10 protein-coding genes are annotated in these 12,824 nt (G+C 63.4%); 1 reads left to right on the forward strand and 9 read right to left on the reverse strand.

Annotated features, from left to right (window positions below; translation table 11 throughout):
• The first annotated feature begins 195 nt into the window (after positions 1 to 195).
• Positions 196 to 1,779: a hypothetical protein gene (locus tag P1T08_11240; protein MDF1596645.1), complete on the forward strand. Its 1,584-nt coding sequence runs from the start codon at positions 196 to 198 to the stop codon at positions 1,777 to 1,779.
• A gap of 111 nt (positions 1,780 to 1,890) precedes the next feature.
• Here the strand turns inward: P1T08_11240 and argH are convergent, their stop codons facing one another.
• The 9 genes from argH to P1T08_11285 all read right to left on the reverse strand — a co-directional run bounded on the left by argH (position 1,891) and on the right by P1T08_11285 (position 12,823).
• Complete coding sequence (gene argH, locus P1T08_11245) at positions 1,891 to 3,243, reverse strand: argininosuccinate lyase (GenBank protein ID MDF1596646.1); 1,353 nt, start codon at positions 3,241 to 3,243, stop codon at positions 1,891 to 1,893.
• A gap of 420 nt (positions 3,244 to 3,663) precedes the next feature.
• Positions 3,664 to 4,866, reverse strand: a complete 1,203-nt coding sequence (locus tag P1T08_11250) for an argininosuccinate synthase (protein MDF1596647.1) — start codon at positions 4,864 to 4,866, stop codon at positions 3,664 to 3,666.
• Positions 4,863 to 5,336 carry an arginine repressor gene (argR, locus tag P1T08_11255; protein ID MDF1596648.1) on the reverse strand — a complete coding sequence of 158 codons (474 nt, stop codon included), beginning with the start codon at positions 5,334 to 5,336 and terminating at the stop codon, positions 4,863 to 4,865. The genes P1T08_11250 and argR overlap by 4 nt, the downstream gene beginning before the upstream one ends.
• Positions 5,337 to 5,539: 203 nt before the next feature.
• A complete protein-coding gene (locus tag P1T08_11260; protein ID MDF1596649.1) occupies positions 5,540 to 6,736 on the reverse strand; it encodes an aspartate aminotransferase family protein in 1,197 nt (398 codons plus the stop codon).
• Complete coding sequence (argB, locus tag P1T08_11265) at positions 6,733 to 7,620, reverse strand: acetylglutamate kinase (protein ID MDF1596650.1); 888 nt, start codon at positions 7,618 to 7,620, stop codon at positions 6,733 to 6,735. Before argB ends, P1T08_11260 begins: the two co-directional genes overlap by 4 nt.
• Positions 7,617 to 8,768: a bifunctional glutamate N-acetyltransferase/amino-acid acetyltransferase ArgJ gene (gene argJ, locus P1T08_11270; protein ID MDF1596651.1), complete on the reverse strand. Its 1,152-nt coding sequence runs from the start codon at positions 8,766 to 8,768 to the stop codon at positions 7,617 to 7,619. Before argJ ends, argB begins: the two co-directional genes overlap by 4 nt.
• Positions 8,765 to 9,796: an N-acetyl-gamma-glutamyl-phosphate reductase gene (argC, locus tag P1T08_11275; protein ID MDF1596652.1), complete on the reverse strand. Its 1,032-nt coding sequence runs from the start codon at positions 9,794 to 9,796 to the stop codon at positions 8,765 to 8,767. Before argC ends, argJ begins: the two co-directional genes overlap by 4 nt.
• Positions 9,797 to 9,905: 109 nt before the next feature.
• Complete coding sequence (locus P1T08_11280) at positions 9,906 to 11,444, reverse strand: M1 family metallopeptidase (GenBank protein ID MDF1596653.1); 1,539 nt, start codon at positions 11,442 to 11,444, stop codon at positions 9,906 to 9,908.
• Positions 11,441 to 12,823 (reverse strand): CCA tRNA nucleotidyltransferase, encoded by a 1,383-nt coding sequence (locus P1T08_11285; GenBank protein MDF1596654.1) that lies wholly within the window; start codon positions 12,821 to 12,823, stop codon positions 11,441 to 11,443. The genes P1T08_11280 and P1T08_11285 overlap by 4 nt, the downstream gene beginning before the upstream one ends.
• Position 12,824 lies beyond the last annotated feature (1 nt).

Consider the following 12,824-nt stretch of genomic DNA (forward strand, 5'->3'; position numbering starts at 1 on the left):
TAGTAACCATCAGATTGGCAGAGCCCTCCTAATCAACCGGGAACCCCTACACCCCGCTCAATTCCGAAGCGCCCCTTTAACAACGCACAACCAATTGCCGATGACGGCGGCGTCGCCGCCCTGGCAGCCATTAGCGCTTGGTCGGCGGGCGGAGGTGCTGACGGCCCGGAGGGACAGTTCTACGCTCTCGATCAGTTGATTGACTACGGCGAGTGGCGAACGGGCTCGACCAAGATCGTGGTGTGGTTCGGTGACGCACCAGCTCATGATCCGGTATGCAGCTTGATCAGCGGACTGGGATACGGAATCGACGAGGCGGCACTTACGGCGGAGCTCGTGGCGAACGACATCCGGGTGGTAGCTATCAGCACACTCACCGGGTATCCAGCCGGACTCGACGACGTTCCGTCTCTCGGCGACTACTCGGCAGCATGCGGATTCGACGGTGGCTCGGCCGGACAGGCAACTCGTATTGCCGGCGCGACCGGAGGCGTTCATCTCACCGGCGTTGGATCAGCCGACATCGCACAGGCGATCCTCGATGGACTGGCCGCCATCAGCGTGACCGTGTCCATGGAGAGCACCTGCGTGGATCCGATCACGACAACATTCGCTCCGGACTTTCGGATCGTAACCAGTGGCGAAGATGCCGTGTTCACAGAGACCATCTCTGTGGCGGCGGACGCTCCGGGCGGTACATACGAGTGTGACGACTACGCACTGATCGATGGCACTCGCCTGGATGGAGTCGTCTACACAGTGACACAAGGGGACACAACGTTCGACGTGGCACCGCTCGCGGGCAGTCAGAATGTGGTCGATTTCTACGACTACGGGACGGTTCCGGCGAGTGCCAATACCGGACTGGAGACGAGTGGCGTCAGCCTGCTGTTCCTGTACACAGGACCAGATGGATTGAGTCTGGTCACCATCCACGACGAACCGGACGATTCGGGCGGCGAGGCTTTCATGACCGTCTCCGGACTCCCGGTTGGAGCATCGTGGACGGTGGAGGACGATCCAGAAGGCCCGAACGATCAGTACGGAGGAGGTGCGGGCACCCTGTCAGCAGATTGGGAGTGGTTCGATTGCTGCACCGACGGCGGTGCCATCGGTGGCCTTACGGACCACATAACCGGGGATGTATGCGTGACAGTTGACGCCAGTTTCGTAGGCGTCGATAACTGGTGGTTCCTGTCTGGTGACTCCGAAGCAACAACCCGGACTCCGCTGACCATGGACCAGCCCATCGAGATCTGTTCTCGTCCGCTGATCGAGACCAAGACCATCAAGGTGCCGGAAGGCTTCTTGACAGGTGGCGGTCATATCGGCAAGGGCAATAACGGAATGAACTTCGGTGGCAACGTCGGCTTCCTGGCCGACTTCACTGTGGTCGGACAGTGGCAGTTCAACGATCGCGCCGTCAACGATCTGAAGATGCACTCGACATCGATCGAGTATCTCCAGTTCTCGAACGATGGTCTGGAAGGGCCTGAGCCTCCCGATGCCAATGCCAACGTTGCGGAGTTCGCCGGGACGGCCCGGGTCATGCTCGGTAACGACGCCTGGATTGAAGGCTGCATGTTCTTCGCCGAAGCGCACGACCACGGCGAGCCTTCAACAAAGAAGGGAGCAGATCCCGATCAATACGGGATAGCTATCGACTGCGGAGATGCGCCGACCGACTGGGCTGATCTCAGCACCTGGGACTTCTACTACCCGGTCGTGGACATCGACAACGGCAATCTCCAGATCCACTCTGGGATAAAGGACGGATAGCACCAAAATCACGACCGACTGCCTGGGAGCCACCTTCGGTGGCTCCCGGCTCGTCCGATCCCGTTCTTGCGTCGGTCCGCCGCACGGGACCCGAAACTGACGCAAGAAGGGTTAGGGGAGCGTCTCGCGGAGGCGTTCGATCTGTCGGCGGACGCTTTCGGTGCTTCCGCCGCCGTTCGTTGCCCGCCGGCGGACCGAGTCGGATGGATCGATTCGCTCCAAGTCGGCCGGCTCGAAGGCCGCGTGTGCGGCGGCGAGATCGTCCACCGTCGCTTCGTCCAGCGACCGGCCGTCCGCCATCAACGCCGCCACCAGGGCCCCAACCGCCTCGTGCGCCGCCCGGAACGGCACTCCCCGGCCGACCAGCGCCTCGGCCAGATCCAGTGCGGTGACCCACGCCGAAGGCGGCGGTGGATGGAATTCGACACCCCCGAGGAGGGCGGTGAGCGCACCAAGGGTCCCCGCCAGGGCGTCATCCGCCCGGAAGACATGCTCCTTGTCCTCCTGCAGGTCACGGTTATACGTGAGCGGCAAACCCTTCTGCAGGGCCAGGAGGGCGGTGAGGTCTCCGATCGTTCCTGCCGCCCGACCGCGGGCGAGTTCGGCGATATCAGGGTTCTTCTTCTGCGGCAGAGCCGATGAACCAGTCGTTAGCCGGTCCGAAAACGTCACCCAGCCGAACTCCGACGTCGACCACAGGATCATCTCCTCCGCCAGACGGGAGGCATGCACCATAGATTGAGCGCACACCCAGGCATACTCGGCAACAAGGTCGCGCGACGCGACCGCGTCCATCGAGTTCTCGAACAAGCCGGGCAGCCCCAACAACCGGGCCGCTTCTTCGGGATCGAGAGGAAGGCTCGACCCGCCGGCCGCACCCGCGCCGAGCGGCGAGACACAGAGGCGCTTCTTCACATCCTCGAATCGTTCCCGATCCCGCATCGCCATCCACGCATAGGCGAGCAGGTGATGGCCGAGTGGTACCGCCTGTGCTTGCTGGAGGTGCGTATATGAGGGAACAATCGTCCCGGCGTGCTCCTCAGCCAGTCCGACCAGCGTTGAAACGAAAGTCTCCAACTGGGCGATCCTCCGGTCAGACGCCCGGATCAGATAGAGGCGCAGGTCGAGCGCCACCTGATCATTACGCGATCGGCCGGTATGGAGTTTCCGCCCGGGGTCCCCGATCAGTTCGATGAGCCGGCGTTCGACGGCCGAGTGCACGTCCTCATCCGAGTCGAGGAACTCAAAGGCGCCCGCTTGCGCCTCGGACAGGACCGCACGCAGGCCATCGCCGACGGCCGCGGCCTCCTCGTCGGAGAGGATCCCGACCTTTCCCAGCATGCCCGCATGGGCGATCGAGCCTTCGACGTCCACCTCTAGAAGGCGCCGATCCGTGTGCGACGCGGTGTAGTCCCACAGGACCTCATCCGGGCCTTCAGCGAATCTCCCACTCCAGAGGGTCACGACGCGTACCTCGAGCAGTACCGGGTACCTGGTAGCTGATACCTTGTACTTGGTCGCGGATTCGTGCGAGACCTAGAGGCGGTGGCGCGTGCCAGGTGGGTCGGTCCCCCCGGAGGGGGGAAAGCGCCTGCGCCAACGCGACCCGGAGAACCAAGTAGGTGGGTCGGTCCCCCCGGAGGGGGGAAGGTACCTGCGCCAACGCGAAGCGGAGGCGGAGGTAGGGGGGCCAACACGAAACACCGGCGCGCGTTCCGGAGGAACTCGAAGCCGCCGGCTGCAGGACGGCAGCCCCCCTCCCACCCGGCCTGCAGCCGGGTGTACTCCCCCCGGCCGGGGGAGCGACAGAGAGCGTCTCCGGCCCCGGCCTTGCTTAGATGTCTCACAACCACCAAACGCTCCCTTTCCAGGACAATGGACAAATCACTCCCCTGCTCCTAGCCGCTCCTCAGCAAGCCTTCGCAGCCGGAGCGCGTTCAACTTGATGAAGCCCGAGGCATCCGCCTGGTCGTATACCGAGTCCTCTTCGAACGTGACCGTGGCGTGGTCGTACAGTCCGTAGTGATCCGACCGGCGACCCTCGACGTACACGCCGCCTTTGTACAGCTTCAACCGGGCTTCTCCCGATACCCGCACCTGCACTGAGTCCATGAAGGCCTGGAGTGCCTCCCGCTCGGGCGCGAACCAGAATCCGTTGTAGACCATCTCGGCATAGCGGGGCACGAGTTCGTCGCGGAGGTGGGCGACCTCTCGATCCAGCGTTATGGACTCGACGGCCTTGTGGGCGTGATGAAGCACGGTCCCACCGGGGGTCTCATACACCCCGCGGCTCTTCATCCCGACGAACCGATTCTCGACGAGGTCGACCCGTCCGACGCCGTGCGCTCCTGCAACGGCGTTGAGGTGCGTCAGCAGTTCGACTGGGTTCAGTTCGATGCCGTCTACCGCAATCGGATTGCCCTTCTCGAACGTCACGGTGATCGTCTGCGCTTCGTCGGGGGCATCCTGCGGGTCGACCGTCGTCCTGAACATTTCCTTGGGAGGAGCCGTCCACGGGTCCTCGAGCACTCCACCCTCATACGAGACGTGCAGAAGATTGGCATCCATCGAATACGGCTTGTCGGCCGTGACCGGAATGGGGATCCCATGACGCTCGGCGTAGGCGACGAGATCTGCCCTGCCCTTCAGGTCCCACTCACGCCAGGGGGCAATCACCTTGATGTCCGGCTCTAGGGCGTAGGCAGAGATCTCAAAACGAACCTGGTCATTTCCCTTCCCGGTGGCGCCGTGGGAGATCGCATCTGCTCCATATCTGCGGGCCGCTTCGATCATTCCCTTGCTGATTACCGGCCGGGCCAGTGAGGTTCCGAGCAGGTAGTACCACTCGTAGACGGCGTTGGCCCGCAGCGCTGGGAACACATAGTCTTCTACGAACTCCGCGGTGAGGTCTTCGGTGATCGCCTCCACGGCGCCGGTCTGTAGCGCCTTGACCTTCGCCTCCTCGACCTCTTCACCTTGACCGACGTCAGCGGTGTAGGCGATGACCTCAGCGTCGTACTCCTCCACCAGCCATCTCAGGATGATCGATGTATCGAGACCGCCGCTGTAGGCGAGGACTACTTTCATGGGCCTGCTCCGATTTGTTCGAGTTGTTCTGCAATCCGCCAACCGCCGATGCTGTCTGCGACGACCACGAGCAGCGTGTCGTCGCCTGCCACCGTCCCCAGCACTCCTTCGATTCCTCCCCGATCGACGGCACCCGCCACGACCTGGGCGGCTCCCGGCGGCGTGGTGATGATTACGAGGTTTCCGGTCGGCACGATCGTCTCAGCGAACTCAGCCAGGACCCGGCGCAAGGCCTGAGCAACGACCGTCTCGTCGACGGCCCCGCCGGGTGCGGGAAGCGCATAGACGGAGTTCCCATGGTCGTCCCGAGCCTTGATCGCACCGAGTTCTTTCAGGTCGCGTGACACCGTTGCCTGCGTAACCTCGAATCCCGCCTGATCCAGTTGCTCGACGAGTGCCGACTGACTTGCCACCGTCTGGTGGGCGATGATGCGACGAATCGCCCTTCGCCGCGCCGCTGTGTTGTTCATAGCGTGATTATACGCACTACTGCATATTCATGCGAATAGAGGAGGTCGGCCGATTGTTCGGTACCGGGCCCTCACACCAGGTGGTGGCCACCGTCGACCACCAGGACGTCACCCGTCACAAAGGTCGAACGCGCCAGATAGAGACAGGCTTCGGCGATTGGCAATTGGCGATTGGCAATTGGCAATTGGCTCAGCGGTAGCCGCTAGGCAGTTGGGCCTTCAGGTGTTGCTCTGGCGACTGCTTTCTCGAACCTCCGGACCGCCTCGGCGACCTCCTCCGCGCTGATCGTGAGCGGGGGCGTGAAACGAACCACGTCCGGCAGAACGTTGTTGATCACCAATCCTTCCCCGAGGGCGGCTGACACGACCTCCTCGGCGATCGGTTCCTGCAGGACTGCAGCAATGAGAAGGCCGCGCCCCCGCACCTGGGCTACTCCGGCTACGCGCTCGAGGAGAAGTCGCAGTTGTTCGCCCCTCGCCACCACGTTGTCCAGCAGTTTCGTTTCCTCGATCTCAGCCAGCGTGGCCAGCGCCGCCGCGCAGATCACCGGGCCGCCGCCAAAGGTGGTGGCGTGATCTCCTGGTTGGAAGGCAGCCGCCACCTGCTTGGTCGCCAGGCAGGCGCCGATCGGAAGACCGTTGGCAAGTGCTTTGGCGGCCGTGGCGATATCCGGAGCGAAACCGAGGCTCTGCCAGGAAAACCACGTGCCCGTCCGACCTACACCGGCTTGTACATCGTCGACGATCAACAGAACCCGGCGATCGTCGCACAACGAACGGAGGTCGGTTAGATACTCCTCAACCAGGGGAAGAACTCCCCCTTCTCCCTGGGTGGTCTCGATCATCACCGCCGCGGTACCGCCATGAATGGCCGCCGCAACGGCCGGTAGATCATTCGGAGGAATTTGCAGGAATCCGGTTGGCAGGGGAATGAACCTGGCTTGCTTCGCCGGTTGCCCGGTGGCCGCCAGCGTCGCCAGCGTCCGGCCGTGAAACGAGCCGTCGAGCGTGATGACCTCAAAGCATTCGGGACCTCGCTGAGCCTGCCCCCATCGCCGGGCGAGCTTGATGGCTGCCTCGTTGGCCGTCGCGCCGTCGTTCGAGAAGAACACACGGTCGAGTCCCGACAGTCGACACAATTGCTCGGCAAGGTCAACCTGTGGTGCGGTATAAAACAGGTTGGAGACGTGGACAAGTGCGCTCATCTGTCGGTTCACCGCTTCCGCCACCCGCGGGTTGGCATGGCCGACGGAGGTCACAGCTATGCCGCTGAGACAATCGAGGTAGGACTTCCCCGCCACATCGAACAGGCGGGTTCCATCTCCGCGCACAAATGCGACCGGAAGCCGTTGATAGGTGTGCATGAGGGCGGCAGCTTCGCGAGCGGCGAGTTCGGTCACGACTCGACCATCGTGCCGATGCCTTCCGGCGTGAATATCTCCAGCAACAGGGCGTGCTGAACCCGGCCGTCGAGTATGTGAACACGGTGCACTCCGGCCTCCATCGCCGAAATGCACGAGTCGAGTTTCGGCAGCATCCCCTTCGAAACCGACCCGGACTCCACCAGTTCGCGCAGTCCTTGAACCGTCACCCGCTGAATGAGTGAATCGCGGTCTCCGAGGTCGCTGTACAGGCCCTCAACGTCGGTCAGGTACACCAACTTCTCCGCTTCCAGCGCCTCGGCCAGGGCGCCGGCCGCGGTGTCGGCGTTGAGGTTGTAGACGTGACCATCTTCTCCGAGCGCCAGCGGAGCAACCACCGGAACAACCCCTTCGACCAGCATCCGGCTGATGAGATCGGGGTTCACCTGGGTGATATCTCCAACGAAGCCGAGCATCGGGTCTCTCGGTGCGGCAACGAAGAGGCTGCCGTCGATGCCGGTCACGCCTGCCGCCATGGCCCCATGCGAACCCATCAACCGCACGATGTCCGGGTTGATCTCGCCGGCCAGCGTCGTTTGCACCACCCGGATCGTGTCCGCGTCGGTCACCCGCAGCCCATCCATCCATTGGGGTTCAACCCCGGCCTGACCCATCGCCCTGGTGATGTGTGGCCCGCCTCCATGCACGACTACCGGCCGAAGGCCAACCAACGCCAGGAGCGCTACATCCCCGGCGAACGTATGTCGAAGTGACTCGTCGGCCATCGCCGAACCGCCGTACTTGATGACGATCGTCTTGCCTTTGAACTCCTGGATGTACGGCATGGCCTCCATGAGGATGGTCGCCTTGCCCATCGAACGGGCGATGCGGCTCTTGGACAAATCCGGCGGTGTTCTACTCATGAGCGTTCCCCGTTGAACCGTACGTAATCGGGGGTCAAGTCGGTGGTGAGTACCGTCGCTCGCCCCGAACCGGCGCCGACCGTCACGTCGACCACGAAGTCGCCGCCTATCAGGGTCGAAACCAGCGCCTGTTCGTCGAAGGGAAGGCCTACTCCCCGCTGTGCCACCGTCACCCCCGCGTACGAAACCGAAATCGCCTCTGGTTCTACTCGGCCCGGGCCGACTCCGAGAGCCCCGAAGATCCTCCCCCAGTTCGGGTCGCCTCCGTAGAACGAAGCACGAACGAGATCGGAGTCGGTCACGTGTTTGCCTATCGCTCTGGCCTCCGCATCGTCGGAAGCTCCATGCACCCGGACGGTGACCACCCGGGTCGCTCCCTCCGCATCCGCCGCGATCTGATAGGCGAGATCTCGACATAGCTCGCTCAGGGAGGCCCCGAAGTCCTCGGGGCCGGGTTCGACGCCTGAAGCACCGGAAGCCAGGATCACCACAGAGTCGTTGGTTGATTGGCACCCGTCGACGTTGAGTGAGTTGAAGCTCTCGTTGACTGCAGATTGAAGCGCTCGCTGTAGCCGATCTGCCGGAACGATCGCATCGGTCGTGAGGACCGCCAGCATTGTCGCCATATCGGGCCGGATCATCCCGGCGCCCTTGGCCATGCCGCCAATGGTGTACCCGCCGTTCGCAACCACAGCTTCTTTCCGCACCGAGTCGGTGGTCATGATGGCGGTGGCAGCCGCCCCGCCCGCCTCGCGATCGATACCCAGCTCCGTCGGGAGGCCTTGGATCAGGCGTTCAACCGGAAGTTGCGGACCGATCGTGCCGGTCGAACACACCAGGACCTCCGTTGCTTCGCAGCCGTAGGAATTCGCGGCCGCCCCAACGGTCTTGATGGCGACCTCGTAGCCGCGCCGGCCGGTCGCGGCATTGGCACAGCCGGAGTTGACCACGACCACCTGGGCCGACCCAGAGGCCAGATGTTGGCGGGATACCAGTACCGGCGGGGCGGCGGTGGTGGAGGTCGTGAAGACCCCGGCGGCCGGGACGGCGGTCCCGGCCGACACGACTGCCAGGTCGGGAACGCCGCCGGGTTTGATCCCGCAGGCCACGCCCGCTGCGGCAAACCCGGAGGCTGCGGTAACGCTCACGGCATCCACCCCGCCTTCGGGAGCCCGGACCTCTCATCGAGTCCGAACATGAGATTGGCGGCCTGAACTGCCTGTCCGGCCGCCCCCTTGAGGAGGTTGTCGATTGCGCAAAACACCAGCGCGGTCCGCGTCCTCTCGTCGAGGAAAGCCGCGATCAGCGCACGGTTCGAACCAACGACCCACCTGGTCTGCGGTGGGTCGTCGACCACCTCAACGAAGGCTTCGTCGCCGTAGGCGGCGCGGAAGACATCCTGCAGGTTTCGCCTGGTGACTCCGCCGGCCACCGGGGCCGTCACCGTTGCCAGGATGCCGCGTTGCATCGGGACGAGATGGGGAGTGAACGTGACCCGAGCAGCGCGTCCCACGCTTCGTTCGATTCCCATCTCGATCTCCGGACGATGGCGGTGAGTCGTCACTCCGTACGCCCTGACACCTTCGTCCACCGCACCGAATAGAAGGTCCTCCCGCAGTGACCGGCCGGCCCCGGAAACTCCTGACATGGCGTTGATCGTGATCCCGGTCGATTCGATGATGCCATTGGCCACCAGCGGCACCAGCGCCAGCAACGAAGCGGTCGGATAGCAACCGGGCGCCGCCACGAGTTCTGAGGCTGCAATCTCGTCGCGAAACAATTCAGGAAGCCCGTAGGCCCAGTCCTGCAGGGTATCCGGCCGCGGGTGAGGTGATCCGTAGGCCTCCTCATATCGCTCCGGGGTGTCCATGCGGAAGTCGCTCCCGAGGTCGATCACCTTCATACCGCGCCCGGCCAGCCGGCTGCCGACTAGGGCTGATGATCCGTGCGGCAGAGCCAGAAAGGCAACATCAACGTCGGGGATCGCATCAACATCGTTCGAATCGAGTACCCGAGCGCCGCGATCCAGATGGGGGTGCACGGACGAGAGAGCCGCGCCCGCCTGGGAGTGCGCCCCGAGGTAGGCGACTTCGAAGTCCGGGTGCTCATCCAGCAATCGGACGAGCTCTCCTCCGGCGTATCCCGACGCTCCGATGACTGCTGTTTGGTAACCCATGGAACGCATGAACATACACACAAGTGCATAGAAATGTCAATCGGGCAGGTTCTAGGTTTTGGGTTCTACGTTTTGCGCCGGTCGGGACGGATCCCTGACCGCCACTGCATCATGAGGGTGGGTGCAAACCCAACTCATCGATAGACGGCAAGGCCGGCGAGAACAACCATTGCTCCATGAGCTGTCGAGCTGCTGGGCCGCCGGACGTCTCGACCAGCTCTAGGAACTGGTCTGTGCTCGCATTGCCGTAGCGGTGGGTCGTCGCCCAGTCCTGCAGAACTGCGAAGAACCGCTCGTCACCCAACTCCATGCGCAGCACGTGCAGCGCCAAGCCACCCCTTATGTAGACGGACGCATTGAAAAGGTCGGTCGGTTGCGGGGTCCCGGGAGGCGGGTACGCCACCAGCGCCTGTTGGTATGCGGCGACCGCACTTCCGGTCGACTCGACGAGTGCCGCGCCGGAGAGGGTGCGATAGGCTCTCTCCACCTCGCCGGTGAGGGCTGCCTCGCCTCTCGAGTGGCCCGCCCACATCCATTCCGCGTACGTTGCGAAGCCCTCGTTGAGCCACACGTCACTCCAGTCGGCAACACTCACCGAGTCCCCGAACCATTGGTGCGCAAGTTCGTGGGCGACTACCGGCTCGCCCAGGGCCAGAATCTGAGTGCCGAAGGTCGCTCGCGTCTGGGTCTCGAGCGCCGCAGGCACATTGATGGTTTCCAAGACGACGGCTCCGTACTCATCGAACGGATAGCGGCCGAACAACCCTGCAAAGAAATCGATCATCTCCCCCTGCCGATCAAAGATCAACCGATCGGCCGGCCCGACGTCGTCATCGAAGTAGTTGACGATGGGCACTCCCTCGCCGGACGTGCTGGTCTGGCGTTCGAGGTCACCGATGGCCAGGGCCACGAGATACGGGGCGATCGGATCGTCGGATTCCCACACGAAGGTCGAGCCACCGGCCGTTTCCTCCTGGCCGCGTAGGACTCCCGACGACACCGCCACGAGACCGGCAGGGACCGTGATCCGCAGCGAGAGGGTTGCTTTGTCGAGCGGATGGTTGTTCGAGGGGAACCAGGTCTCGGCGCCGGCCGGCTCACTCAACGCAAACCATCCGTCCACGCTCTCGTGCCATCCCACTCGAAATCTGCCGGCTACGTTCGGGATCGACGCCGGCACGCCTTGATACTCCACAACAACTGCGACCACCCGGCCCTCCGGCAGTGGCAGAAGCGGTCGAACCAGCAACTCGTCGACCGTCTCGAAACCAGCGGTTTCGCCGTCGACGGTGACCGACACCACTGAGAGGCCGGTGAGGTCCAGATAGAAGGACGACAACGGCTCGGTCGGGCGAAGAGTCAGGGTGGCGGTTCCCGCCAGTTGCTCGCCATCAAAGTCGAGGTCTAATGCATAGTGATCTACGTCGTAGCCGCTGTTGCCCAGCCCGGCATACATCGTGTCCCCTAATCCTGGGTCACCCGGACCGGGCGTCGGAATGGTCGTGGATGTAGAAGCTGGGGACGGAGTGCTCGTCGTCGCCGCAGACGTAGACGATGCGGTCGCAACGGTTGGGATGGTCGTGGTGTCGAACGTCGAAGCGGTGCACCCAACCAGCAGCAGTGAGAGCAGTGCTGCCGGTCGCTTCACGCGTTGCCCTTCTCCTGTGCCCACCTGTCGACGAGGACGAGGGCTTCCGCTTCGGAATACGGGCCGTGGTCGAGCCGGTACTCGAGCAGCAGGTCCATTATCTCGCCGACGATCGGTCCGGGAGGGATCCCGAGGTGCTGCATCACGGTATGCCCGTTGATAGGAGGACGGAGGGCGGCCAGTTCTTCGCGCTGGGCAAGATCGGCGATCACTCCCTCCAGCTCATCGATGCGGCGCTGGATCTTCAGTGCCAGCCCTGCGTTGGCCGTTGTGACATCACAGCGCACCAGTTGGTTCAGGTCGTCGAGCAGCGGACCGGCATCACGAACGTAACGACGCACTGCAGAATCCGTCCACCCCATCTTGAAGGTATGCGGTCGAAGGTGCAGAAACACCAGTGTCGAGACGTCGTCCACGATCCGGTTGTCGTAACGGAGGGCTCGTAACCGTTCCCTCGCCATCCTGGCACCGACCACTTCGTGGTGATGGAACGTGACTCCCTGCGGCCCGAACTCACGGGTAGCCGGCTTCCCGATATCGTGAAGGAGGGCAGCCAGCCTTATCACAAGACGCCCCTCCGTCTTGTCGACCACCGCGATCGTATGGCTCAGCACATCCTTATGACGTTGGGTCTGGTCCTGCTCCATCCGCAGAGACGAGAGTTCTGGGAGGAAGTGGTCGGACAGGCCGCTCTGCACCAGGCCCCACAGGGCATCCGCCACGTGGTCACCGACCATGAGCTTTGAAAGCTCGTCGCGGACCCGCTCGGCCGAGACGATTTCCAGCCGCTCGGACATCCCGGCGACGGCCGACAGAGCAGCCTCGTCGGGAACGAAACCGATGGTGGCGATGAATCTGAACAGCCGGAGCATTCGCAAGGGATCATCAGAGAATGATATTTCCGGCGAGAGTGGCGTCCTGAGCTGTTTCTGAGCGAGATCAGTGAGACCGCCGTGTGGGTCCACCAGTTCGGCGTGCGGCAACCGCAGTGCCATGGCGTTTACGGTGAAATCTCTCCGGGAGAGGTCTGTTTCGATGTCGTTCGAATATGTGACAACGGGTTTGCGCGACTCATCGCGGTAGACCTCAGCCCGGAACGTAGTGATCTCGTGTATCTCCTCGCCCTTCCGAACGCCGATCGTCCCGAATTGCTCCCCCACCCCGAACACGTTGTCTGCCCACCCGTCGACGGTGGATCGGATCTCGTCGGGCCGGGCGTCTGTTGCGAAGTCGAGATCCGCGGGCGTCCGGCCTAGCAGAGCATCGCGCAATGAACCTCCGACCAGGTATAGCTGGTGGCCGGCCAGTTCGAACCGTTCGGCGAGTTCGACGGCCGGGGCGTCGGCGCGCACCAGCCATTGGAGCCGCTCAGGAATCATG

This window comes from Acidimicrobiia bacterium, from assembly GCA_029210695.1.
Classification (GTDB): Bacteria; Actinomycetota; Acidimicrobiia; order Spongiisociales; family JAHEDJ01; genus JAHEDJ01.